The 24542-nt window shown below is 69.0% G+C and carries 24 protein-coding genes, 1 other RNA gene and 1 pseudogene; 14 read left to right on the top strand and 12 right to left on the bottom strand.

Annotated features, from left to right (window positions below; translation table 11 throughout):
* The 3 genes from ACE5C1_RS01950 to ACE5C1_RS01940 all read left to right on the top strand — a co-directional run.
* Positions 1-462, top strand: a 462-nt coding sequence (locus tag ACE5C1_RS01950) for a S1 RNA-binding domain-containing protein (protein WP_374942375.1), incomplete at its 5' end; no start/stop codon positions are given.
* 82 nt (positions 463-544) lie between these two features.
* Complete coding sequence (locus tag ACE5C1_RS01945; protein ID WP_374942374.1) at positions 545-799, top strand: hypothetical protein; 255 nt, start codon at positions 545-547, stop codon at positions 797-799.
* 105 nt (positions 800-904) lie between these two features.
* A complete protein-coding gene (locus ACE5C1_RS01940; protein ID WP_374942373.1) occupies positions 905-1990 on the top strand; it encodes an L-dopachrome tautomerase-related protein in 1086 nt (361 codons plus the stop codon).
* Positions 1991-2068: 78 nt separating this feature from the next.
* Here the strand turns inward: ACE5C1_RS01940 and ACE5C1_RS01935 are convergent, their stop codons facing one another.
* On the bottom strand, positions 2069-2437 hold the full coding sequence (locus ACE5C1_RS01935; RefSeq protein ID WP_374942372.1) for a CHAT domain-containing protein: 369 nt from the start codon (positions 2435-2437) through the stop codon (positions 2069-2071).
* Between the two features lie 414 nt (positions 2438-2851).
* On the opposite strand from ACE5C1_RS01935, the gene ACE5C1_RS01930 reads away from it, so the two are divergent.
* On the top strand, positions 2852-3592 hold the full coding sequence (locus ACE5C1_RS01930; RefSeq protein WP_374942371.1) for an energy transducer TonB: 741 nt from the start codon (positions 2852-2854) through the stop codon (positions 3590-3592).
* 254 nt (positions 3593-3846) lie between these two features.
* On the opposite strand, the gene ssrA is transcribed toward ACE5C1_RS01930, so the two are convergent.
* Positions 3847-4187: a transfer-messenger RNA gene (gene ssrA, locus ACE5C1_RS01925) on the bottom strand.
* Positions 4188-4228: 41 nt separating this feature from the next.
* Here ssrA and ACE5C1_RS01920 point away from each other — a divergent pair.
* Positions 4229-4660, top strand: a complete 432-nt coding sequence (locus ACE5C1_RS01920) for an RrF2 family transcriptional regulator (RefSeq protein WP_374942370.1) — start codon at positions 4229-4231, stop codon at positions 4658-4660.
* Positions 4661-4685: 25 nt separating this feature from the next.
* Here the strand turns inward: ACE5C1_RS01920 and mscL are convergent, their stop codons facing one another.
* On the bottom strand, positions 4686-5153 hold the full coding sequence (gene mscL / locus ACE5C1_RS01915) for a large conductance mechanosensitive channel protein MscL (RefSeq protein ID WP_374942369.1): 468 nt from the start codon (positions 5151-5153) through the stop codon (positions 4686-4688).
* Between the two features lie 105 nt (positions 5154-5258).
* On the opposite strand from mscL, the gene ACE5C1_RS01910 reads away from it, so the two are divergent.
* The 7 genes and pseudogenes from ACE5C1_RS01910 to ACE5C1_RS01880 all read left to right on the top strand — a co-directional run bounded on the left by ACE5C1_RS01910 (position 5259) and on the right by ACE5C1_RS01880 (position 10794).
* Positions 5259-5834 carry a LemA family protein gene (locus tag ACE5C1_RS01910; RefSeq protein ID WP_374942368.1) on the top strand — a complete coding sequence of 192 codons (576 nt, stop codon included), beginning with the start codon at positions 5259-5261 and terminating at the stop codon, positions 5832-5834.
* A gap of 2 nt (positions 5835-5836) precedes the next feature.
* Positions 5837-6679 carry a TPM domain-containing protein gene (locus ACE5C1_RS01905; RefSeq protein ID WP_374942378.1) on the top strand — a complete coding sequence of 281 codons (843 nt, stop codon included), beginning with the start codon at positions 5837-5839 and terminating at the stop codon, positions 6677-6679.
* Positions 6679-7348 (top strand): annotated as a pseudogene (locus ACE5C1_RS01900) (TPM domain-containing protein). Before ACE5C1_RS01905 ends, ACE5C1_RS01900 begins: the two are co-directional and overlap by 1 nt.
* Positions 7345-7857 carry an NUDIX hydrolase gene (locus tag ACE5C1_RS01895; protein ID WP_374942367.1) on the top strand — a complete coding sequence of 171 codons (513 nt, stop codon included), beginning with the start codon at positions 7345-7347 and terminating at the stop codon, positions 7855-7857. Before ACE5C1_RS01900 ends, ACE5C1_RS01895 begins: the two are co-directional and overlap by 4 nt.
* Before the next feature lie 64 nt (positions 7858-7921).
* Positions 7922-8989: a 4-hydroxyphenylpyruvate dioxygenase gene (gene hppD, locus ACE5C1_RS01890; RefSeq protein ID WP_374942366.1), complete on the top strand. Its 1068-nt coding sequence runs from the start codon at positions 7922-7924 to the stop codon at positions 8987-8989.
* Between the two features lie 147 nt (positions 8990-9136).
* On the top strand, positions 9137-10417 hold the full coding sequence (gene hmgA / locus ACE5C1_RS01885; protein ID WP_374942365.1) for a homogentisate 1,2-dioxygenase: 1281 nt from the start codon (positions 9137-9139) through the stop codon (positions 10415-10417).
* Positions 10414-10794 (top strand): Rieske (2Fe-2S) protein, encoded by a 381-nt coding sequence (locus ACE5C1_RS01880; protein ID WP_374942364.1) that lies wholly within the window; start codon positions 10414-10416, stop codon positions 10792-10794. The genes hmgA and ACE5C1_RS01880 overlap by 4 nt, the downstream gene beginning before the upstream one ends.
* Here the strand turns inward: ACE5C1_RS01880 and ACE5C1_RS01875 are convergent.
* Complete coding sequence (locus tag ACE5C1_RS01875) at positions 10763-11350, bottom strand: arylesterase (protein ID WP_374942377.1); 588 nt, start codon at positions 11348-11350, stop codon at positions 10763-10765. The two genes, ACE5C1_RS01880 and ACE5C1_RS01875, sit on opposite strands and share 32 nt — an antisense overlap.
* 44 nt (positions 11351-11394) lie before the next feature.
* Here ACE5C1_RS01875 and ACE5C1_RS01870 point away from each other — a divergent pair, with 44 nt between their 5' ends.
* Positions 11395-12093: an ABC transporter ATP-binding protein gene (locus ACE5C1_RS01870; RefSeq protein WP_374942363.1), complete on the top strand. Its 699-nt coding sequence runs from the start codon at positions 11395-11397 to the stop codon at positions 12091-12093.
* Positions 12090-14573: an ABC transporter permease gene (locus ACE5C1_RS01865; RefSeq protein WP_374942362.1), complete on the top strand. Its 2484-nt coding sequence runs from the start codon at positions 12090-12092 to the stop codon at positions 14571-14573. The genes ACE5C1_RS01870 and ACE5C1_RS01865 overlap by 4 nt, the downstream gene beginning before the upstream one ends.
* 349 nt (positions 14574-14922) lie before the next feature.
* Here ACE5C1_RS01865 and ACE5C1_RS01860 read toward each other — a convergent pair whose 3' ends face one another.
* From ACE5C1_RS01860 to ACE5C1_RS01825, 8 genes are all read right to left on the bottom strand, one after another.
* Positions 14923-16056: a Gfo/Idh/MocA family protein gene (locus ACE5C1_RS01860; protein ID WP_374942361.1), complete on the bottom strand. Its 1134-nt coding sequence runs from the start codon at positions 16054-16056 to the stop codon at positions 14923-14925.
* Between the two features lie 72 nt (positions 16057-16128).
* Positions 16129-16755: a class I SAM-dependent methyltransferase gene (locus tag ACE5C1_RS01855; RefSeq protein ID WP_374942360.1), complete on the bottom strand. Its 627-nt coding sequence runs from the start codon at positions 16753-16755 to the stop codon at positions 16129-16131.
* Between the two features lie 52 nt (positions 16756-16807).
* Positions 16808-18118 (bottom strand): guanine deaminase, encoded by a 1311-nt coding sequence (guaD, locus tag ACE5C1_RS01850; protein ID WP_374942359.1) that lies wholly within the window; start codon positions 18116-18118, stop codon positions 16808-16810.
* Positions 18119-18180: 62 nt separating this feature from the next.
* Entirely contained in the window at positions 18181-19020 is an 840-nt protein-coding gene (locus ACE5C1_RS01845; protein ID WP_374942358.1) for a peptidoglycan-binding protein, read from the bottom strand.
* Between the two features lie 122 nt (positions 19021-19142).
* Positions 19143-20033, bottom strand: coding sequence for a thymidylate synthase (gene thyA, locus ACE5C1_RS01840; RefSeq protein ID WP_374942357.1), 891 nt, complete (start codon positions 20031-20033; stop codon positions 19143-19145).
* The gene (locus ACE5C1_RS01835; protein WP_374942356.1) at positions 20030-20737 is read right to left on the bottom strand and encodes a class I SAM-dependent methyltransferase; all 708 of its coding nucleotides are present in this window, start codon (positions 20735-20737) and stop codon (positions 20030-20032) included. Before ACE5C1_RS01835 ends, thyA begins: the two co-directional genes overlap by 4 nt.
* A 10-nt stretch (positions 20738-20747) precedes the next feature.
* Positions 20748-21875, bottom strand: a complete 1128-nt coding sequence (gene prfB / locus ACE5C1_RS01830; protein WP_374942355.1) for a peptide chain release factor 2 — start codon at positions 21873-21875, stop codon at positions 20748-20750.
* A 130-nt stretch (positions 21876-22005) separates the two neighbouring features.
* Positions 22006-24522, bottom strand: a complete 2517-nt coding sequence (locus ACE5C1_RS01825; RefSeq protein ID WP_374942354.1) for a penicillin-binding protein 1A — start codon at positions 24520-24522, stop codon at positions 22006-22008.
* Positions 24523-24542: the final 20 nt, after the last annotated feature.

Raw genomic sequence — 24542 nt, 5'->3', positions numbered from 1 at the left:
TTCGTGAACTTCATGGGCGGCAAGGACGGGCTGGTCCACGTCTCCGAGATGCGCAACGAGCGCGTCGAGAAGGTGTCGGACGTCGTCTCCGAGGGCCAGGAAGTCCGCGTCAAGGTGCTGGAGATCGACCAGCGCGGCAAGGTCCGCCTGTCGATGCGCGTCGTCGACCAGGAGACCGGCGCCGAGCTGGAGGACACGCGCCCGCCGCGCGAGCCGCGCGAGGGTGGTGATCGTGGTCCGCGTGGCCCGCGTCGTGATGGTGGCGGCGACCGTGGCCCGCGTGGCGATCGGGACGGTGGGGGCCGTGGCGATCGTGGCCCGCGCCGTGACGGCGGCGGTGACCGGGGCCCGCGCCGTGATGGCGGCGGGGACCGTGGTCCGCGACCGGAGCGTGCTGCTCGCGACGGCGACGGGCCGGCCCCGGAGTTCGCGCCAGCGTTTCTGACCAACGATCGCGATTGATCGTTCAAGCGGTTGATTGATCGGCAAGAGGCCCGGAGCGTGAGTTCCGGGCTTTTTGCTCGTTTGGCGCAGGGGGGATCGGGTGTCCGACGATTACGCGCGCGGCAAGCGCGACGGGCTGCGGCTTGCGCTCGCGGTGCTCGCGGCGGAAGAAGCGAAATGGGCGGCGCTGCTCGGCGAAAGTTCGTCGTGGCGGACCAACGGCATCCGTCAGGTGCGCCACAAGACACTGCAGGTGGCGCAGACCCGGTTGCAGACCGTCCTCAACCGCCTGACGCCCAAGGACGAGGCGATGAGCGAGGAACTGGCAGCGGCGATCGCGGACGCTGGGCTGTAGCGCCCGGCAACCATCGTCTTAAACCACATCAGTTCGGGCGCGCCGTCGCGGAACGCGCGGGGCGGCAACCGGTTCGGCTTGGAACATCACCAGCAGGACCCCGGCATGACCCGCTCGCTACGCCTCCTCGCCACCGCCGCCGCGCTGGTCGCCACGCCTCTCGCCGCGCAGACGTTGTCGCAGGTCGCGCGCTTCGACCATCAGGTGACAGGCGTCGCGGTCGCCGCCGACGGACGTCGTTTCGTCAACTTTCCACGCTGGACGGAGGACGCGCCGATCTCGGTCGCGGAGGTGGAGCGCGACGGCTCGCTGCGCCCCTACCCCGACACGCGCTGGAACAGCTGGCGCAACGCGCGCGCCAGCGAGCTGCCGGTCAGCCAGTATTTTGTTTGCGTCCAATCGATCGTGCCCGACGGGCAAGGCAACCTGTGGGTGGTGGATGCCGGCGCACCAGGCAACGAGCGCATCCTGGAAGGCGCCCCCAAGCTGGTGCGCATCGACCTCGCCACCAATCAGGTGACCAAGGTGATCGCCATCCCCGGCGACGTGGCGTTGCAGGGCACGTATCTGAACGACATCCGCTTCTCGCCCGACGGGCGCACCGCCTACATCACCGACAGTGGCACGCGCGGCGCGATCATCGTCGTCGACCTCGTCACTGACCGCAGCTGGCGGACGCTGGACGGCAGCCCGACGACGCAGGTCGACAAGACGGTGACGGTGACGCTGGACGGCCGCCCGCTGCGCCGCCCCGACGGTCGCCAGCCGATGTTCGCGGCGGACGGCATCGCGATCTCGGGCGACGGCCGCACACTATACTGGCAGGCGCTGACGGGCAAAACGCTATACTCGATCGACACGGGCCTGTTGCGGCAGGAGGTGGGCGAACGTGATCGCCAACTGGCGGTGCACACGGTGGCGCGCACGCAGGTGACGGACGGCATCTGGATGAGCCGCGCCGGCGTGCTCTACCTCACCTCGCCGACCGATTACTCGATCAAGCGGCTGAATGGCGCGGTGGTCGAGACGGTACTGACCGACCGGCGGCTGCGCTGGCCCGATACGTTTGCCGAAGGGCCGGACGGGACGATCTATGTGACGGCGAGCCACATCCAGGACACGATGTGGTTCAAGCCGGGTGCGCCGGCGGCGGTGCGGACGGAGCTGTTCTCGTTCATGCCGGAGCGGTGAGGGTCCGCCTCCGGTATTGCCTACGATCAAGACGTTCGCTGCAACGCTTCACCCCTTCCAGCGACATCAGGCGAGGTGTCAGATCAATGGTCGCGCCGCGGCAGCGTCGTTGCGCGTGAGCAGCGTCGGCAGGCTGGAGTCCGGATAGCCCTTGCTCTCCAGCAGCAACTTGGCCTGCGCCAGCGACTTGGCCGGGGCAACTCCTTCGGCAAGCGAACGGTAGAAGCGGGCCGAGAACTCGCAGGCCGCCGTATCGCCGATGGCCGCGCCCATTGCGACCACCGCCGGCACCGCGCGCAGGAACCTGTCCGCTCCTGCAATCGTATCGCACGCCACGAGCACCAGCAGCGATGGCGTGGCACTGGTCGCGTCGATGACCCGCGCGATCATGTCGAAATCCAGCACCGTCCCGCCATCGTCGCCGGCACGTTCGTTGTCGAACAGCAAGGCCTGATCGCCGCCATGGCCAGTAGTTGAGCGAGGGGATGAGCGTCGCCAAGCCTTGCGCGTTCACTGTGTAGCTCGCGTCGAGCAGGTCGCCGTCGACGACCGCCAGCGACGCTGGGACGCGTTGCGCGTCCTCGGCGCGGCGGCGGGCAGTGACGGTGACGGCGGGGAGGTGTTCCGCTCCTGCGACGCCGGTGGGCCTACCAGATTGCGCCAGCACCGGTGCCGGCAGTGCCGCGAGGAGCATCCCCACGATCCAGTATCGTACCATCCCGCCTGCGCCCCAGTATGCAGGCCATCTACCTACCGCCAGGATTGATGGGGGATAGGACCAGTTCAGGCCTTTCCGGCGGACGCCGGGAGGACTGCTGCGTGAGCCAGCGTCCGTTAAGCCGCCGCTGCTATGCGCAGCGCATGACCACGTCCCGGCTCGATTCTGGCGATCGCATCGTGTCCGCGCTGGTGTCCGGCGGGCTGGTGGGATTGTTGCTGTTCGCGCTGTGGCTGGGGCTGGGTGTCGCGCGCGGTGGGACGGTGGCGGACGGGCTGAAGATGTTCGGCGTCGTCCCGCCCGCGCCACCGCCAATCGAGCGCGAGCCGCCCAAGCCGGTGCGCAACACGCGCCCCGCGGGCGAGGCGGCACCCCCGAACCTGCGCTCCAGGCCGACCGAGCTGGTCGCGCCCGAGCCCATCATCGTGCCGCCCCTCCCCCCGCCCCCGGTGGTCGCCGCCCCGGTCGCCGGGCCGGGGGCGGACGCAAGCGCGGGGGCGGCGGAGGTGCCCGGCCCCGGCACCGGTGCGGGCGGCGAGGGCAACGGCTTCGGCGCGGGCGGCGACGGTGACGGCGATGGTGCTGGCGACGTGCCGCCGCGGCGCATCGGCGGTCGCATCCGCGATTCGGACTATCCGCTGGAGGCGAGCCAGAGCGGAGTCAGCGGGACGGTGGGCGTGCGCTTCGTGGTCGATGTCGATGGCCGCGTGCCGTCCTGCTCGGTGACGCGGTCGAGCGGCAGCCGGCTGCTGGACGACACGACCTGCCGGCTGATCGTGCAGCGGTACCGCTTCAGGCCGGCGCGCGACGTGCGGGGGCGGCCGTTCCGGTCGGTGATCGTGCAGAACGAGAGCTGGGTGATCGAGGAGCCGGAAGAGGATTAAGGTGGTCGTGCTCTCACCTCATACCCCTCCCCGGCGGAAGCCGGGGCCCAGTCGGCCGCGCCGGGATCGAGCACCGCGCTACGTAGAATACCCGATTCTGGGCCCCGGCTTTCGCCGGGGAGGGGCTGGGGCCAGCGTTCGTGGCCGAGAAAGAGCGGCGAGAGACCAACAAAAAGGGAACACTCTTCTTGCAAAGAGTATCCCCCTTTCAAATTAGGTCCGGGAGGTTCTGTTGCTCGGCCCTCCCGGCAGCCGCCGTAACCCTTCTGTTGCCCGGTGGGTCCGACCGCGCTAGTTCGGTGTAACCTTAGGCCGTGAAGCCTTCAGTTACGCCGCAATCGCGAGTGCTTCGTTATCGTTGGCACTTATGGTTCAGGCCGTCACGGTGGTCCCATACCGAGCAATAGTCGTCGCTTTTCAACACACGTCGATCCTGGTTCGACCCCGTCAACACCCGCCTGAAAGGCAGGTGATGGTGGAGTCGCCGGGTACTGCCCCCGGGTCCGCTGCATCTATTGAACGCCTACGTTTATCGCCATAGCCGGGCGAACCCGGCACGACCGATATAGGCGATCCCGACGCATCTGAAAAGAGCGCCTTTCCCCCGCCATGTTTCGGGTCCATGGCCTGAGCATCATGTTGACCCAGCGTTCCCGATACGCCCTGCGTGCGATGCTGTTCCTGGCCGAGGCGCCTGCGGGCAGCCCGCCGATCCCGATGACCCGCATCGCCGCGGCCGCCAAGGTCCCGCGCAAGTTCCTCGAGCTGATCCTAGCGGACCTGCGCGAGGCGGGGTTCCTCCACAGCCACCGCGGCAAGATGGGCGGATACTGCCTGTCGCGCCCCACCCACCTCATCTCGCTGGGCGAGATCATCCGCGTGATCGAGGGACCCCTCGCGCTCGTGCCGTGCGTCAGCCGCACCGCCTACCGCGCATGCGTCGACTGCCACGACGAGGCGACTTGCGCGATCCGCCACGCGATGATGCGGGTCCGCGACGAGACCGCGCGGATTCTCGACGGGACGAGCTTGGCGGACGCGGCGGTCGAGGAGCTGGCGGCGGCCTGATTACCTGCCCGGAACGGGAAGGTAATCAGGCCCGCGCTTTCAGCTCGTCCCGTATCTCGCGTAGCAACGCGATCTCCACCGGCTCGGGCTCGGGCGCCACCGGGGTGGCGTCGTCCCGCCGCAACCGCGCCGCCTCGCGCTCCAGCATCGCGGCGGCCCGATTCACGGTGCGGATCAGCAGGAAGATGATGAAAGCGACGATCAGGAAATTGACCAGCTGGGTCGCGAACGCGCCGTACCCGAGCAGCGGCACCCCCGCCTTCTTGAGCGCCGCATAATCGCTGAGCGACCCCGCATAGTTCGCGGGCACCGGCCCCATCCGCCAGAAATAGCTGGAGAAATCGAGGCCGCCGAAGATGCGGCCGATCACCGGCATCAGCACGTCGTCGGTCAGCGAGGTGACGATCCTGCCGAACGCCGCGCCGATAATGACGGCAACCGCCAGATCGAGCACGTTGCCGCGCATGATGAACGCACGGAATTCCTTCAGCATCGCCACACCCCTGTTTGCCGCTTGCCAGCGTAACCGCCGATTTGCTCTTCGCCAAGCGCCCAGACTGTCCTATACGACTAGGACAGGTACCAGGAGTTTGCCCGCATGCACCGTTCGCTCTTCGCTCTCGTCCCCGCCGTCATTCTCGCCGGGTGCGGGATCAACAGCGTACCGACCGCCGAGGAGAACGCCAAGGCGCGCTGGGCCGACGTCCAGAACCAGTATCAGCGCCGTGCCGACCTGATCCCCAATCTCGTCGCCACGGTGAAGGCCGCGGGCGCGCAGGAAAAGAGCATCCTGGTCGAGGTGACGCAGGCGCGCGCCGGCGCGAACCAGGTGAAGCTCACCGCCGACCAGCTGAGCGATCCCAATGCGGTCGCCAATTACCAGCGCGCGCAGGGCGCGGTGACGATGTCGCTCCAGCGCTTGCAGGAGGCGTATCCCGAGCTGAAGAGCCAGGGCAATTACACCACGCTGCTCAGCCAGCTCGAAGGCACCGAGAACCGCATCACCATCGCGCGCAACGACTATAACGGCGCGGTGCAGGCGTATAACACCCGCATCCGCACCTTCCCCGACGCGGTCGGCGCCAAGATCTTCTACGGTGCCAAGCCGATGGTGCCGTTCCAGGCGACCACGCCAGGCGCGGAAACCGCGCCGACGGTGAACTTCGGCAATTGACGATCCCGTTCCTCCTGCGCTGGCTGTCGCCGCTCCTCCTGCTGTGTGCAGGCGGCATGGCGCAGGCGCAGACATTCCCAAAGTTCACCGGCTTCGTCGTCGATGCGGCCGACGTGCTGCCCGCCGATGTGGAAACCGATCTCACCGCCAAGCTCGACGCACTCCAAAAGGACACCAAGCACCAGCTGGTCGTCGCGACGATCCCCGATCTGCAGGGCTATGACATCGCGGAATACGGCAACAAGCTGATCCGCGCGTGGGGCGTCGGGCTGAAGGACGTCAATAATGGCGCGATCCTTCTCATCGCGCCCAAGGACCGCAAGGTGCGGATCGAGGTCGGCTACGGGCTCGAGCCGATCGTCACCGATGCGCTGTCCAGCCAGATCATCAACACGCAGATGCTGCCCCGGCTGAAGCAGAACGATTTCGGCGGCGCGGCGACCGCGGGCGCCGATACGCTCGTCACCCAGCTGCGCGCCGCACCCGACGAGGCCAAGGCGCGCACCGACGCCGCGGTCGTCGAGTTCGACCGCACGCACGAGACGCGGGCGTCGTCGGGAGGTGGCCTGCCGGTCGGGCTGATCTTCTGGGGCATCGTGCTGGCCGCGGTGATGCTGCCGATGCTCCTGCGCGGGCGGCGCGGCGGGCGCGCTTATGGCGGCGGCGGCGGCGGCACGCTGCCGATCGTGCTGTGGTCGATCGCCAACGAAATAAGCCGCGGCGGCGGAGGTAGCAGCTGGGGCGGCGGTGGCGATTCCGGCGGTGGCGGCGGCTGGGGTGGCGGCGGTTTCTCCGGCGGCGGCGGCGGGTCCGGCGGCGGCGGCGGCGCGTCGGGGAGTTGGTGATGCACCTGAGCCCCGCTGACCGTGCCCGCGTCAGCGCCGCGGTGACCGATGCCGAGCGGCACAGATGGCGAGATCGTCACCGTCGTCGCGGCGCAATCGGACGCCTATCACGACGTCGCGCTGCACTGGACGGTGCTCGGCATGCTGCTGGCACTTGCGGTGCTGGCGACCTGGCCCGGGCTGGTCGAGGCGATGCACGCGCTCGTCGCGGACCCGTGGAGTGAAGCGCCGACGATCCGTGCCGCGCTCACCGCGGCGCTGATCGTCGCTGCGATTGCCTTTCTCGTGTTTCGCCTGCTCTTCGCCTGGACGCCGTTGCGCTTCGCGCTGACCCCGCACGCGACCAAGGTGCGCCGCGTCCGCCGCCGCGCGACCGCGCTGTTCCGCACCGCCGCCGAAAAGCGCACGCGCGCGCGGACCGGCGTGCTGCTCTATCTCAGCCTCGCCGAACGCCGCGCCGAGATCATCGCCGACGCGACGATCCACGACAAGGTCGCCGCTGAGGTGTGGGGCGATGCGATGGCGGCGCTGATCGTCGCGGTGCGCGATGGCCGTCCGGGCGACGGCATGGCCGCTGCGGTGGCACAAATCGGCGCGATCCTGGCCGAGCATGTCCCGCGCAGCGATGGCGACGTCAACGAGCTCCCCGACCGGCTGATCGTACTGTGACCGCAGTGGCGTGGCAGGGCCGCTGGCTCGAGGTCCGCAAGGCGGGAACCTGGGAATATGCCGAACGCATCGGCAACATCGGCGCCGCGGTGATCGTCGCGATCGACGCGGACCACGTCATCCTCGTCGAGCAGCACCGCATTCCCGTCGGTGGGCGCTGCCTCGAACTCCCTGCCGGACTCGTCGGCGACGACACGGCGGGCGAGAGCATCGAGGCCGCCGCCAACCGCGAGCTCGAAGAGGAAACCGGCTACCGCGCCGCGCAGATCGAACGGCTCGGCACCTTCCAATCCTCCCCCGGCATGACCAGCGAGCATTTCGAGCTGGTCCGCGCAACCGGGCTGACCAAGGTCGGCGACGGCGGCGGCGAGGGCGACGAGGACATCGCCATCCACCGCGTACCGCTCGCGACCCTCCCCACGTTCGTCGCCGAACGCCGCGCCGCGGGCGTCGCGGTCGATGCCAAGATGCTGCTCCTCCTCGCAGGCTCGCTACTGGGCGGTTCGTAACGATTGACACCGCTTCGCGTCACGCCCATCTGGTATCAACCGATACTGTATAAGGACGGCTGCGATGGAGCATATGGATGTCGACCCGATGGGGCTCGACGGGTTCGAATTCGCGGAGTTCACCTCGCCCGACCCGGACAGGATGGCCGCGCAGTTCGAGCAATTCGGCTTCGTCGCCGCCGCGCAGCACCCGACCAGGGCCGTGACCCGTTACAAGCAGGGCCGCATCAACCTGCTCCTGAACCGTGAGACGAGCGGCCAAGCCGCGGACTTCGCGGCGGCGCACGGTCCCTCGGCCAACGGCATGGCATTCCGCGTCCACGATGCGAAGGCGACCTTCGGTGCGGCCCTCTCGCGCGGCGCCAAGGCGGCGGACGCATCGGTCAGCGCGCTGCCGGACGCGTACGTTCTCGAAGGGATCGGCGGCTCGCTCCTCTACCTCGTCGACCGCCACGGTGAGGGCGGCTCGCTTTACGACGACTGGACCGCCGTCCCCGGCGCGGCGGAAGCGGAGGCAGCCAACAACGTCGGCCTCGACCTGCTCGACCACCTCACCCACAACGTCAAGCGCGGGCAGATGCGCACCTGGTCCAAATTCTACGGCGACATCTTCGGCTTCGAGGAGCAGAAGTATTTCGACATCAAGGGCAAGGCGACCGGCCTGTTCAGCCAGGCGATGATCGCCCCCGACAAGGCGATCCGCATTCCCCTGAACGAAAGCCAGGACGAGCACAGCCAGATCGAGGAATTCATCCGCGATTACAACGGCGAAGGCATCCAGCACCTCGCGCTGACCACCCCCGACATCTACGCCACCGTCGAGAAGCTGCGCGCTCGCGGCGTGAAGCTGCAGGACACGATCGAGACCTATTACGAACTCGTCGACAAGCGCGTCCCCAACCACGGCGAAGACCTCGCCCGCCTACGCGCCAACCGCATCCTGATCGACGGCGACGTCGCCGACGAAGGCCTGCTGCTGCAGATCTTCACCGAGCCGATGTTCGGGCCGATCTTTTTCGAGATCATCCAGCGCAAGGGCAACGAGGGGTTCGGCAACGGCAATTTCCAGGCGCTGTACGAGTCGATAGAGTTGGACCAGATCCGCCGCGGTGTGATCACGGTCGACGCGTAAGAAGTCCCTCTCCGTCCGGGAGAGGGAGGGAGGCGCGAAGCGCGGGAAGGGTGAGGGCGACGACCTACGTTGGGCCTCACCCTCACCCCGCGCTCGCTTCGCGAGCTTGCCCCTCTCCCCGCGGGAGAGGGCGAAGAAGGAACGGCCATGCCCCACTACATCCCCGGCTTCGGCAACCACATCTCCACCGAAGCCGTCCCCGGCGCACTCCCGATCGCGCGCAACTCCCCCCAGCGCACACCCTTCGGCCTCTACGCCGAGCAGCTCTCCGGCACCGCCTTCACCGCGCCCCGCCACGAGAACCGCCGCTCGTGGCTCTACCGCATGCGCCCCACCGCCGAACACCCGCCGTTCGAGCGATACGAGGGCGCGAAGCGGTTCGCCCCCGGCACGATCGACCGCCCCCTCGCCCCCAACCGCCTCCGCTGGGACCCGATCCAGGCATCGCCCGCGGGCACCGACCTGATCGACGGCATGACCACCATGCTCGCCAACCGCGATCCCGCCGACCTCGAAGGCGTCGCGCTCCACCTCTACGCCGCCGACCGCGACATGACCGAGCGCGTGTTCTTCGACGCGGACGGCGAGCTCCTGTTCGTGCCGCAGGACGGTCGCCTGGAGCTCCTGACCGAACTAGGCCGCATCGAGGTCGCGCCGGGCCAGATCGCGCTGATCCCCCGCGGCATCCGCTTTCGCGCGCTGCTGCCCGACGGCCACGCGCGCGGCTACGTCTGCGAGAACCACGGCGCGCTGTTCCGCCTCCCCGATCTCGGGCCCATCGGCGCCAACGGCCTCGCCAACCCCCGCGATTTCGAGACCCCGGTCGCCTGGTTCGAGGACCGCGACGAGCCGTGCGAGGTCATCCAGAAGTTCATGGGCTCGCTCTGGACCACCACCCTCGACCACTCGCCGCTCGACGTCGTCGCCTGGCACGGCAATCTCGCGCCGTGGCGCTACGACCTCGCCCGTTTCAACACGGTCGGCAGCATCAGCTTCGACCACCCCGATCCGTCGATCTTCACCGTCCTGACCAGCCCCAGCGACGTCCCCGGCCGCGCCAACGCCGATTTCGTCGTCTTCCCGCCCCGGTGGATGGTCGCCGAGGACACCTTCCGCCCGCCCTGGTTCCACCGCAACGTCATGTCCGAAGCGATGGGCCTGATCGCCGGCGCGTACGACGCCAAGGCCGAAGGGTTCCAACCCGGCGGCCTGTCGCTCCACAACCTGATGGCGGGTCACGGCCCCGATCTCGCCAGCTGGCAGGGCGCGTCGGACGCCGACCTGAAACCCCACAAGATCGACGGCACGATGGCGTTCATGCTGGAGAGCTGCTGGCCGTACAAACCGACCCGGTTCGCGCTCGACCGTTCGCAGCTCGATTATGACACCGTCTGGTCCGACTTCCCCAAGGCCAAGCTCCCGCAGTGAGCGACGCGCGCGTGTTCGCGACTCCGGCGGGGGTGAAGCTCGGCCCGCTCGACCGGATCGCCGACGGCGGCGCCCGCAACTACGTCCTGCAACTCCGCGCCGGACGCTTCCACGGCTTCGTCGTCCGCCGCGGGGGCGCGGTGCACGGCTACGTCGACCGCTGCCCTCACATGGGCGTCCCGCTCGCGCAGACGCTCGACGATTACCTGACCCCCGACGGGACGCTGATCGCGTGCAGCTGGCATTCCGCGCTGTTCGAGATCGACACGGGGCTTTGCGTCGGCGGGCCCTGCGTCGGCGCGCGGCTGACGCCGTGGCCGGTAACGGTGCACGAGGACGGAATCGTTACCGCAGCCCAGCCCGGACCGCAGGCATGATCCGCGAGACGATCACCGCCACCCCGCGCGCGTTCGGGTGCAGCCCGTCGCGCTGGATCAATCCCCGGTTTCCCGCCACCCCGTCCAGAAAGAACGGGTATAACGGCACACGGTATTTCCGCGCCAACGCCGGATACATCCCCTCGAAGTCCCGCGCGTAATCCGCCCCCAGGTTCGGCGCCGCCCGCATCCCCGTCAGCAGCACCGGTATGTTTCGCCGCCGCAGTTCCGCCAGCAGCCGGTCCAGGTTCGCCCGCGCCTGCGCCGGCGGCAATCCGCGCAGCATGTCGTTGGCGCCAAGCTCTACGATCACCAGGTCGGGCGCGCGCGCCAGCCCGCGCAACCCCCACAGCAGCCGCGCCCGCCCCTGCGCCACGGTATCCCCGGCGACCCCGCCGTTGCGCACCTCCGCCGCCACGCCGCTCCGGCGCAAGGCCGCCTGCAATTGCGCGGTGAACCCCTGGTCCGGCGGCAAGCCATACCCAGCCGCCAGACTGTCCCCGAACGCCCACACCAGTTTCGGTGCCGGCGCGGCCCCGATCAGGCCCAGCCACATCAGCAGGTGGACAAGCACGCCGCCCGCCCCATATCGCATCGCACGTGTCCTCATCCCCCACCCATAATCCCGTGATCGCCGCGCGCAACGTGCGGCTCGCGCTCGGCCGCGCGCCGAACCGCGTCGACATCCTCCACGGCATCGACCTCGACGTGTCGCCAGGCGAAAGCGTCGCGCTGCTCGGCCCCTCGGGCTCGGGCAAGTCGTCGCTGATGGCAGTCCTATCGGGCCTCGAACGCCCGAGCGCAGGGTCGGTCCATGTCACCGGCCTCGACTTCGCGCGGCTCGACGAGGATTCGCTCGCCACAGCGCGGCGCTCCCGGATCGGCATCGTCCTGCAAGCCTTCCACCTGCTGCCGACGATGACCGCGCTCGAAAACGTCGCGGTCCCGCTCGAACTCGCCGGAGAGCGCGACGCCTTCGACCGCGCCCGCGCCGAACTCGACTCGGTCGGCCTGTCGCGTCGCACCGCGCACTATCCTGCCCAACTCTCGGGCGGCGAGCAGCAGCGCGTCGCCATCGCCCGCGCGCTCGCGCCCCGCCCCGCGCTGCTCTTCGCCGACGAACCCACCGGCAACCTCGACGCTGCGACCGGCACCGCGATCATGGACCTGATCTTCGCACGTCACCAGGATGCGGGCACGACGCTGTTCGTCATCACCCACGACACCTCGCTAGCCGCCCGCTGCGAGCGCGTCGTCACGCTGGCAGACGGCCGCATCGCCAGCGACCGGCGCGCATGACCCTCGCCTGGCGGCTGGCGCTCCGCGACCTGCGCCGCGGTGGCCGCGGGCTGCTGCTGCTGGCGCTGTGCCTGTTCCTCGGCACCGCCGCGCTCGCCGGGATCGGCAGCCTCTCCGCGAGCATGATCGCAGCCCTCGACGCGCAGGGCCGCCAGATGCTCGGCGGCGACCTCGAGATGCGCGTCTCGCAGCGCCGCGCCACTGTCGAGGAGCTTGCCGCCTTCGCCGCCGCGGGCCGCGTCTCCGAAAGCGTCACGACGCGCGCGATGGCCGAACCGGCGAGCGGCACGCCCACTTTGATCGACCTCAAAGGTGTCGACCCAAGCTGGCCCTTGGTCGGCCGCCTGACGATGACCAGCGGCAAACGGCCTGGCGGTGCGCAGGTCGCCATCGCCCCGGCGCTGGCGGATCGGCTGAACCTCCGCGCCGGTGACCCCCTCCAGATCGGCACCGCGAAGCTCACCGTATCGGGCGTCATCGCCGACGAGCCCGACGCGCTCGGCGAAGGCTTCTCGCTCGGCCCGCGTGCGATCGTCGATTTGCGCGGCCTCGACGCGACCGGCATCGTCCAGCCCGGCAGCCTGTACGAATCGCGCTACCGAATCGCGCTTCGCGCCGGAACCGATGCCGCCGCGACCGGCGAACGCCTCCAACGCCGCTTCCCCAGTCAGGGCTGGTCCGCGCGCACCGCAGACCGCGCTGCGGGGGGCCTGCGCCGCGGCATCGCCCAGCTCGGCCAGTTCCTCCTGCTTGTCGGTCTCGCCGCGCTCGCCATCGCCGGGGTAGGCGTCGGCAGCGGCGTCGCCGGGTATCTGTCGGGCAAGACCCGGATCATCGCAACGCTGAAAGTGCTCGGTGCGCGCTCGACGACGATCGCGGCGATGTTCCTGCTGCAACTCGGCCTCGTCGCGACGGCCGGCATCGCCGCAGGCCTGGCGCTCGGCGCCGCGGTGCCGTGGCTCGTCGCGGGCATCGCGGGCGACGCCCTCCCGGTGGTTCCGCGTCTCGCCCTCTACCTCGCCCCGCTCGCCACCGCCGCCACTCTCGGGCTGCTCGTCGCCCTTCTGTTCGCACTCCCCGCGCTTGCCCGCGCCCGCGCCATTCCTGCCGCCACGCTCCTGCGAGACGCGCTTGCGGAGCGCCGCATTCCCACCTGGCGCGTAGCCGCCGCGATGGTGCTTCTCCTGGCAGCCCTTGTCGCGCTCGCGGTCCTGACCGCCGCGGATCGCCCCTTGGCGCTCGGCTTCGTCGGCGCGGTCGGGGTGCTCGTCGTGGCGCTCTGGCTGATCGGCCTCGCCATCCGCAAAGGCCTCGCCGCGCTCCCTCGGCCCCGCCGCCCGCTGCTCCGCCTCGCGCTCGCCAACCTCCACCGCCCCGGCGCGCAGACCGATCGCCTCGTCGTCGCGCTCGGCCTCGGCTTCTCGCTCTTCGTCGCGCTCGCCGCGATCGACACGAGTCTGGGCGCGGCGATGACCGGTACCGCCCCCGCCAAAGCCCCGCGCTTCTTCGCCATCGACTTGCAGCCCGAGGACGCCACCGCCTTCCGCGCCGCCGTCGCCAGCGTGGCCCCCGCCGCCCGTATCGAGGCGACCCCGTCGCTTCGCGGTTCGATCGTCGCGCTGAAGGGTCAGCGGGTCGCGGACATGAAGACCATTCCCGAAGGCGCGTGGGTGCTCCGCGGCGACCGCACGATCACCTGGTCCGCGACCGTCCCCCTACGCAACGCAGTGGTCGCGGGCCGCTGGTGGCCCACGGATTACCACGGCCCCCCGCTCGTCTCGATCGAGGACCGCGCCGCGCAGGCGCTGAACCTGCACGTCGGCGACGAGATCACCGTGGCGGTCCTCGGCGTCGACGTGCGCGCCCGTATCGCCGCGTTGCGCAAGATCGACTGGGGCGGGCTCGGCCTCAACTTTGCAATCGTCTTTTCCCCGGGCTTGATCGAGGAGGCGCCGCACGCGCTCCTCGCCGGGGTCTACACGCCGTCCGCCAGCGACGGTGCGGTCGCGCGCGCGGTCGCCACTGCCCTGCCGTCGGTGACGATGATCCGCGTCGGCGACGTCATCGGCCAGATCGGCGCGTTGCTCGGCAAGGTCGCGCTCGCGGTCCGCGTCGCCGCCGCGGTTACGGTCGCCGCCGGCATCGCGGTCCTGGTCGGCGCAGTCGCCGCGTCCGCCCGAGAACGCCGTGCCGATGCGGTGATCCTGAAGCTCGTCGGCGCCCGCCGCGCGCAGGTGCTCGGCGTCCAGGCCATCGAATATGCGCTCCTCGCCGCGATCCTGACCGGCGTCGCACTCGCGGTCGGCGCGGGCGCGGCCTGGTACGTCGTCACCCAGGTGTTCGACCTGCCCTGGGCTCCCGACTGGCCGACCATCGCCGCCACGCTTGCCGCCTCGGTCGCGGTCACCGTCGCGGTCGGCGTCCTGGGCAATCTCGGTACCTTGCGCGTCCGCCCCGCGGAGGCGCTGCGCGCCGGGTAAAGCCCCCCCCCTCAGCACGCAGGCCGCAAAGCGGTTGGTGGAGGAAAAGCAAAAACCCGCGCGGGTAGCGCGCACCCGCTAGCGCGGCTGTCCTCGTGCTCCGTGAGGCCAACGCCGGACAATGCCCGGCAACGCCGCTTGCCATGTTGGACTTCATCGCCCACCCAGCGCGTTCCCGCTCTTTCTCATCGCTGGCATGCCGGTACACCGCGCCTCTCGAGTCGGGCGAAGCCCTCGATTCGAAGCACCGCCATTTCGCCGCGAGTCACGTTACCTTCGTTACCTTCGTTACCCCGACACACCCGTCAGCAAAGTCATTCGTGCGACTCTCTTGCGACCTTCCGCGCCGCTATCCCTCCTTCGTCGGCGGCGCCGCGCCCACCTCCTGATCGAGCGATGGCGGCGTCACGTGCCGCAATGTCTGCACCTGCGCCTCCGGATCGATCCGCCGCGACCGCGTAAACGGCGGCAACGTCACCGGCGCCCGCGTCTCGATCGCGCGCAGCACGCCCTCGATCACGCGAAGGTCGGCCAACCCCTCCTGCGCGTCGGGTTCGGGATCGCGCCCTTCCAGGATGCAGCCGGAGAAATACTTCATCTCGCCCCCGAACTGGTCGGTCGCCTTGAAGCTCCCGCTGGTCTTGTCCTTGCCGACCGTCCGCTCCTGCGTCAGCGGATCACCGAAGCCGAATCCCGGGTTCATCGCGATGCTCCCCTCGGTCCCGACGATCACATAGCTGTCGACCGAATTGGCCGCATAGGACAATGTGAACTGCGCCAGCCGGTCGCCCGGAAAGCGCAAGGTGACCGCGACCGTATCGTCCATCCCCAATCCACCGAGCCGCGTCGCCACCGCCGAGACGACCTCCTCCGGCTCGTCCCCGAACAGATACCGGCTGGCGTTGATCGGGTACGGCCCCATGTCGAACAGCGGCCCCGCCAGCACGCCGTTGCCCGCACGGTGGTTCGCCGGATCGACCTTCTGGGTGAAGCATGCCGAGAAGCAGACGAGGTCGCCGATCTCCCCCGCCCTGATGCGGCGAATCGCGTCGATCGTCGCCGGCTCGAAATGCAGCCGGTACGCGACCATCAGTCTGGCCGTGGACGCCCGCTGCGCCGCCAGGATCGCCTCGGCGTGTTCGGACGAGACCTCCAGCGGCTTCTCGCAGAGTACATGGATGCCCGCCTTCAGCGCAGGGATCGCGAATTCGGCATGCCGCCAGTTGGGCGTCGCCAGATAGACCGCGTCGATCGTCCCCGACGCCAGCAGCGCGTCATATTCGTCATAGGTGTGGACCGCGTCGATACCGTAACGCTTGGCCACCTCCTGCGCCTTGAACCGGTCGCCCGATACCAGCGCCGCCAGCTTGGAATTGCCGGTGTGCGCGATCCCCGGCATCATCGCCCGCTGCGCGATGTCACCCAGCCCCACCACCGCGTAGCGGACCTTCTTCCCGAACCCGAGCGCGGATGCGATGCTCATGCGACGTTCTCCTGAGGCGATGTGCCCCTGAACGCCCGAGCTATCGATCCTTTCCGTCCCCGCTCTTCGGCGTCAGCGCTCCCAGCGCATCGACAGCTCCAGCCGGTTCGGGAACGCCCAGGCCATGACGCCCCTGCGATAGCGCGCCCGGGCCTTCGCCGCGATCCGCCAGCCGCTCGCCGCCGCCAGCGCCCGCCATTCGTCCATCGTCAGCGCTTGCACCCGCACGCTGCCGCCCAGCACCGCCAGCCGCAGCCTGTCGGGCAAGGTCCGTACCTCCCAATCCTTGAGGTAGAGCGGCCCCGCCGTCGTCCGCGCGATCTCACGCAGCAGCGTCACCCGGTCGCCGCGGGGTACGTGCGCCACCACATCGCTCAACGTCGCGGCATCGAACGCAGCATCGGCAAACGGGAGCCGCCGTCCATCGAACGTCCGCGTCGCAACGTCCAGATCGGCGTGGAAGCGGTCCACCACGTCGACCGCGGTCACCTGCCGAACCGGCATCTGCTCGTAGACGCATTGCGCCATCGTGCCGCTGCCTGCACCGACGTCGAGAACGTGGCGGTGGCTCGCCTGCCACAGCTTGGCCATGCCCTTCAGCACCACCGCCTGATAGCTCGGCCAACGGCGGCGGCGCTGCGGCGCGCGCAGGCCCAGCGACGCGGCGACCGCGCGGGAATCGATCGAGACGGCGGTCATGCAAACATCCTGAAGACGGGGTTGGCCATGCCGCCGACCCTAGCCCCGCGTCCTAAACCGCGGCTGACCGAACCTGGTTACGATCGTATAGACACTTGCCTGCGACATAGGTCCGCTCGACCACGCGGTCGTCGCCCAGCACCTGGAGCGCGAACAGCGTGTCGGCAAGCGACGCGCCCCGCGTTCGCCGCGCCAACAGCGGCGTCGCAGCCGGATCGAGGACTACGAAGTCTGCCTCCTGCCCCGGCTGCAACGCGCCGATCCGGTCCGACAGCCCCATCACCGCCGCCCCGCCCGCGGTGGCCAGATGCAGCGCGCGTAAGGGATCGAGGGTCGCGCCGCGCAGTTGCGCCACCTTGTACGCCTCCCCCAGCGTCGCGAGAATCGAGAAGGTCGTCCCCGCCCCCACGTCGCTGCCGATGCCGACCCGCACGCCGTGCCGGTCCGCCTGCGCCAGATCGAACAGCCCCGAGCCGAGAAACAGGTTCGACGTCGGGCAATGCGCGATGCCCGCGCCCGCACCCGCCATCCGCGCCATCGCCCGATCGCTCATGTGGACGCAGTGCGCGAACACCGATCGCGCGCCGACCAGCCCGAACCGGTCGTAGACGTCGAGATAATCCACGGCATCTGCAAAGCGCCCTGCCACCGCGGCGATCTCGCCATGGTTCTCGGCCAGATGGGTGTGCAGCAGCACGTGTCCGTGCGCCGCCAGGATCGCGCCCGCATCGGCGAGTTGCGCGTCCGACGAGGTCAGCGCAAAGCGCGGCGTCACCGCATAGCCCAGCCGCCCCCGCCCCCGCCCCCGCCACCGCGCGATCAGCGCCTCGGTCGCCGCCCTTCCCCCGGCGACGGTGTCGTGCAAGGTCTCCGGCCCGCGGTCCATCAGCACCTTGCCCGACACCAGCCGCATGTCGCGCGCCAGTGCCGCCTCGAACAGCGCGTCGACCGACGTCTCGTGGACCGTCGCGAACACCAGCGCACTGGTCGTGCCGTTACGCAGCAGCTCGTCGCAGAACACCGCAGCTATCGTATCTGCATGCGCCCGATCGCCGAAGCGTGCCTCTTCGGGAAAGATGTGCCGCTCGAGCCACGACAGCAGCTGCTCGCCGTGCGAGGCGATCCGGTCGGTCTGCGGGTAATGGACGTGCGCGTCGACGAAGCCGGGAACGATGATCCGGCCGCTCAGATCGACGACAGGTACCCCGGCGAACCGCTCCGCCAGCGCAGCATCATCGCCGAACGCCACGACATGGCCGTCCTCGACCACCAGCAAGCCATCGGCGTGCGCCTGCGCGACGCCGCCGTTGGCCGGATCTTCGGGCACGCTCAACAAGGCCGCGCGGTACGCGGTGCGAGTCATCGGCTATCGTTCTGCATCCCGAGCGACCTATGCCATGCACGGCCACGCACGCGAGCAGGAATTCAGTGGATGCCCAGCGACGCGAGCAGATCGTCGGTGATTGCCGTTGTCGCCTTTAACCCGTGCTTGGCGCGATAGCTCAGGATGGCGGTGCGGGTCAGCGGGCCGATGACGCCGTCGGGCTTGCCAAGCTTGAACCCGGCGGCGACCAGTTTCTCCTGCACCAGGAACTCGGTCGACGTCTCGATCGGGGGCTTGCCGGCCGCGACCGCGAAGATACGCTGGAACGCGGCCTTGCGCTCCGGCAGCGCGCCGAGCCCGCCATTGATCCCCAGGGTGACGACCGAGATGTCGTTGGCGTCGGCGGCGGTGTTCAGATGCTTGTCGCGCCAATGCCCCAGTGCCGCTTTCAGCGCATGGTCGGGGCTGGCGACCAGATCGGGCTCGTCCTCGAAGCCAACATCGAACGTCTTGGACAAACCGCGGTAATTGGCCCGCCCCGTCGTCTGGATGATCCCGCGACCGCGGTACTTCCAGCCGTCGCCGGACTTGGTATTGCCCAGCGTCTTGCGCATGTAGACGCGGTTGAACAGTGTCTCGCCCTTGTCGACCTGGCATCGCGCGGCCATGCCGATGCATTCGTTGCGATCGGCGAAAAAGGCATGCCAGTTGCCGATATCCCACTGCCGCCCCAGCCCCTTGGCCGAATAGACGCCGCTCTCGATCAGCTTGGTCAGCCCACCCGTCTCGACGAACGCCTGCGCGATGAAATGCGCCATGCGCAGCGGCGTGGTAATCCCGAACGCGCCAAGCAGTCCGTGCTTGTCCGCGAACGCCTCGCGGTAGACAGGATGCGCCTTGGGCGCGATCCGCGCAACGATGTCGCTGGCAACAACCGGCATGGCGATCCCCCTTCCGAAGGCCGCCCAACGGCGGCACCGAACGCTACGCATACGAGTCGCTGGCAGTGTAACGCCGCCCATGGCGCCGCGAAAAGGACCATCGCGACCCATGTACGAAATTGTCAGACCGCGACCTCGGCCCTGATCGCAGGGTGCGGATCATAGCCCTCAACCGCAAAGTCGCGGATCGCATAATCGTCGATGCTCGCCGCCGGACGCAGCGTCATCCGCGGGGTGTCTCGCGGCGCCCGGAGCAACTGTTCGCGCGCTTGATCGAGATGGTTCAGGTAGAGGTGGACGTCGCCTCCCATCCAGACGAACTCGCCCGGGGTCAGCCCGGCCTGCTGCGCCAGCATCAGGTGCAGCGCGGTCGCGCCGATCCAGTTGAACGGCAGCCCCAGCATCGCGTCGCAACTGCGCTGGAACAGCAGGCTGTTGAGCCGTCCGTCGCTGGTGACGTGGTATTGATAGACCATGTGACACGGCGGCAGCGCCATGTCGCCGAGCTCGGCGACGTTCCAGCCGTGGAACAGGATGCGGCGGCTCGACGGGGTGGTGCGGAGCTGGTCGATCACGGCTGCGATCTGGTCGTATTCCCGCCCGTCGGCACCCAGCCAGCGCCGCCACTGCTTGCCGTAGACCGGACCTAGTTCGCCCCATCGCTCGGCAAAGACGACGTCTTCGAGGATCCGTGCCTCGAATGCAGCCTGATCGATTGCCTCGCCGGTCTCGCGGCGATAGCGCGCCAGCGGCCAGTCGGTCCAGATGCGGACATTCTGCTCCAGCAGCTCGCGGATGTTGGTGCGTCCGGTCAAAAACCAGAGCATCTCTTTCACCGCAGTCTTCCACGATACCCGCTTGGTCGTTAGCAGCGGCACCGCGCCGTGCGACAGGTCGAAGCGCGTGGTGACACCGAATACCGACAGCGTCCCCACCCTCGTCCGGTCGACGCGCCGGTCGCCGGTGTCGAGAATGCGGCGCAGGATTTCGGAATACTGCGCGTCGGCGGTCATCCGTCGATCCGGCAGGCGCGGATCGCCTTTGGCTCGGGTCGCGCGCCCTCGGCACGGAAGGTCGCGAGATAGGCGCCAGTACCGGGCATCTCCGCCGACGCGACCTGGGTATAGCCGACCGCGGCGAACTCGCATTGCAGCAGCGACGGCGGCGTGCCGTGGTTCTGCGTCGGGCGATCGGCATCGACGACGACGACCAGCCCGCCGGCTTTAAGCGCCGGACGCAGCCGCCAGAGAAAGGCGTAGGGTTGCGCGATCTCGTGGTACATGTGGATCATCAGCACCCGATCGAAGCTGGCGGCGGGCAGCTTGGGATCGTCGGGTTCGCCGAGTTTGACGCTGACCGTGTCGAGCCGTTCGCGCGCGACGCGTTCGGCCAACGCGTCGCGGACCCCGGCGACGATGTCCTCGGCGAGCACGCGACCGTCGCGGCCCACGCGTTGCGCGAGGCGAATCGTATAATAGCCCTCGCCCGCGCCGATGTCGGCGACGGTCATGCCCAGGCGGATGTCGGCGCGGTCCATCACCCGCTCGGCTTCCTTCACCCGGTCGCGCGCCTCCTCGGTCGACCAGCGCGAGGACACGATGGTCGCGACCGGACGATCGGCGACCGGGAAGACCGGCTCGCGCTTCTCGGGCTGCTTGATGAGCGGCTTCGACCCGTCGCAGGCGACGAGCGCGAGCAGCATGAGGGGCACGAGCATCGTTCTCACCTCAATCGACGTCCTCGACCTGCGTCACCTCGCCGGTGACCCGCTGCGACAGCGCCGCCGCCATGAACGCGTCGAGATCGCCGTCGAGAACGTCCGACGGGCTGGTCGACACCACGCCGGTGCGCAGGTCCTTCACCATCTGGTACGGCTGGAGCACGTAGCTGCGGATCTGGTGCCCCCAGCCGATGTCGGTCTTGCCCGCATTCTCGGCGTTCGCCGCCGCCTCACGAATAGCCAGCTCGCGTTCGTAGAGGCGGGCGCGGAGCTGGTTATAGGCCTCGGCCTTGTTCTTGTGCTGCGACCGCTGATTCTGGCACTGGACGACGATGCCGGTCGGGATATGGGTGATGCGCACCGCCGAATCGGTGGTGTTGATATGCTGCCCGCCCGCGCCGCTCGCGCGGTAGGTGTCGATGCGCAGGTCGCTTTCGTTATAATCGACCTCGATGTTGTCGTCGACGACGGGGTAGACCCAGACGCTGGCGAACGAGGTGTGGCGCCTCGCCGCGCTGTCGTACGGGCTGATCCGGACGAGGCGGTGGACGCCGCTCTCGGTCTTGGCATAGCCGTACGCGTTCTCGCCCTTCAGCAGCAGGGTCGCGGACTTGATCCCCGCCTGCTCGCCCGAATGCTGGTCGATCAGCTCGACCTTCAATCCGTGGCGCTCGCCCCAGCGCGAATACATGCGGCTGAGCATTCCCGCCCAATCCTGGCTCTCGGTGCCGCCCGCGCCCGCGTTGACCTCGATATAGGTGTCGTTGGCGTCGGCCTCGCCCGCCAGCAGCGCCTTGACCTTGTCCGTATCGGCGCGCTTCGCCAACTCGGCAAGGCTCGACACGCCGTCGGCCTCCATCGCGGTGTCGCCCTCGGCCTCGGCCATCTCGATCAGCTCGACGGTGTCGGACAATTCGCTCTCGATCGCACGTGTCGCGGCGATCGCCTCGTCGAGGCGGCGGCGCTCGCGCATCACTTCCTGTGCGGCCTTGGGGTCCGACCACAGGGCCTGGTCCTCGACGCGCGCGTTGAGCTCGTCGAGACGGCGCAGCGCGCGGTCCCAGTCGAGGAAGCGGCGCAAGAGCGCCAGCGCCTCGTTGATCGTGTCGACGTGAGCCTGCGCTTCGGCGCGCATAATGAAATCACCTTCAAACCATCGTCGCCCCGGGCTCGACCTGGGGCCCCGCTTCTTCCTTCTGGCGCGTAGAAGAAGAAGCGGGACCCCGGCTCAAGGCCGGGGTGACGGCATATTTCTGCGTACGGCGCTAGTAGATTCCGCCTTCCCTTTGCAAGAAGTCGCTGTCGCGCGGGGTCGGCTTCGCCTGGGCCGCGGCGGTCGGCGCCGCGACGGGTGCGGGGCCGCCGGTGCGGCGGGCGCGGCGGCGGGGTTCGCTTTCGGGCTTGAACGCTTCCCAGATCACCGCGGCCTTGGGATCGGTGTCGGTCGGGAAGGTTCCGTACACGGGGCGGCCGCTCGCGCGGTCGATACGGACCATGCGGATGCCCGGCGGGGCACGGAAGGGGAGCTTCTCCAGCCCCTCGTAGGCCTTGACCGCGAATTGCTTGAAGATCGGCGCGGCGAGCGTTCCGCCCTGCGCATAGCCGCCAAGATCCCGCGGGGCGTCGTAGCCGATGTAGAGGCCGCCGATGAACTGCGGGGTGCCGCCGATGAACCACACGTCTTTCGGACCCGACGTGGTGCCGGTCTTGCCGAACATCGGCCGGTCGAGGTCGCGCAGGACGGTGGCGGTGCCGCGCTGGATGACGCCTTCGGTGATGTGGATCATCTGATAGGCGGTCAGCGCGTCGATCACCTGGCGCTGACGAAGGCCAGGACGCGGCATCGCCTTACCGTTCCAGTCGGCGGCATTGCACCCGTCGCAGGCGCGCCAGTTCTCCGGCAGGATCACCTTGCCGTGACGGTCCTGAACGAAGTCGATGACGGTCGGCGCATTGGCGCGGCCGCCGTTGGCCAGCATCGCATAGGCGTTGACCATCCGGCCGACGGTGGTGTCGCCCGCGCCGAGCGCGAAGGACAGGTAGGGCGCGTAGTCGCCGACCCCCATCCGCTTCATCACGTCGACGACCTTGGGCATGCCGGTCTGCGCGGCGGCGCGAACGGTCATCAGGTTGCGCGACTGCTCGATGCCCCAGCGCATGGTGTGCGGGCCCGAGCCGCCGCCGGTGAAGTTGCGGAAGCATTTGTTGCCGAGACGTGCGCCCTGATAGACGCAGAACGGCCCGTCGACGATGATCGAGGCGGGGGTCATGCCGTTCTCGAGCGCCGCCGAATAGACGATCGGCTTGATCGTCGAGCCGGGCTGACGCAGCGCCTGGGTCGCGCGATTGAACGATTGCAGCCGCGCGTCGAAGCCGCCCTGCATCGCCAGCACGCGTCCGCTCGCGGGCTCCTCGACGACGAAGCCGCCCGAGATGCGCGGGACCGAGCGCAGGGCCCAAGACCCTTCGGCGCCGCTGCCGGACGGGGCGACCGCGATGATGTCGCCGGGTGCGAGCCGGCCGAAGGCGGGGGTGGCGGTGCCGCGGACCGGCGTCTGCGCGGCCCAGCGCGGCAGGGTGGCGGTGCGCCCGTCGGCGAAGCCGATCGTCCAGGCGTCGCCCGCCCGCTCCACCACGATCGCGACCCGCCAATCGCGGAAATCGAGCGCCATGTTGGTGTTGAGCAACGCCTGCTGCCAGCCGCCGGCGATGTCCTTTTGCGCGAGCGGCCCCGACCAGCCGCGCGCCGAATCGTAGCGCAACAGGCCGTCGCGCAGCGCCTCCTGCGCCAATCCCTGCAACCGGGTGTCGAGCGAGGTCCGCACCCAGAGCCCGCCCTGGTAGACGCCATATGGGCCGTCGCGCGCGGTCTCGCCATATTTGGCGATCAGCTGGCGGCGGACTTCCTCGACGAAATATCCGCCGACGCTTTCGAACTTAGGTGTCCGCCTGAGAATCGTGCCGAGCGGCTCGGCGATCGCGGCATCGTACTGTGCCTGGCCGATGAATGCATTGCGCAGCATCTCGGACAGCACGAAATTGCGCCGGGCGATCGCGCGATCGGGGAAGCGGACGGGATCGTAGTTGGCTGGCCCCTTGGGCAGGATCGCCAGGTATGCCATTTGCGCGAGGGTCAGCTCGTCCAGTTCCTTGTCGAAATAGGCGTGGCTCGCCGCTTCGACCCCGAAGGCGTTGCGACCCAGCGCGATCTGGTTGAGGTAGAGTTCGAGGATCTGCGGCTTGGTCAGCGCATCCTCGATCTTCCAGGCGAGGATCGCCTCCTTGATCTTGCGCGACTTGCTGTATTCGTTGCCGATCAGCAGGTTCTTGGCGACCTGCTGGGTGATCGTCGATCCGCCCTTTGCCCGTCTGCCGGTGCCGATCTTGGAGACGTAGTCGATCACCGCGCCCGCCAGACCCGGGTAATCGACGCCGTGGTGCTCGAAGAAGGTCCGGTCCTCTGCGGCGAGAAAGGCGCGCACGAGCATCGGGGGGTATTCGGCGTAGGACAGCTCGACCCGGCGTTCGCGGGCGTAGGATTGGATGGGCAGGCCGTCGCCGCCGCGGACGTTGGTCGGCAGCTGCGGCTCGTAGGCGCGCAATGTCTCGACCGAGGGCAGGTCGCGCATGAAGGCGAACCAGAAAATGCCGAGCGCCAGCACGAACAGCCCGGCGAGCACCGCCGATGCCTTGACCCAGCGCCGCGCCCAGGCGCGTCCGGCCCAGCCCGCAGCAGGGCGGCGCAGGGTGAAGCGAGAAGTGCGGGGAAGTGCGGACGCCATGAACTTGGAGGACCGATAGC

The organism is Sphingomonas sp. (assembly GCF_964263785.1).
In the GTDB taxonomy this organism is placed as follows: domain Bacteria; phylum Pseudomonadota; class Alphaproteobacteria; order Sphingomonadales; family Sphingomonadaceae; genus Sphingomonas.
Note: the sequence above shows the minus strand (reverse complement) of the source record. Positions and strands in the feature narration are given on the sequence as shown.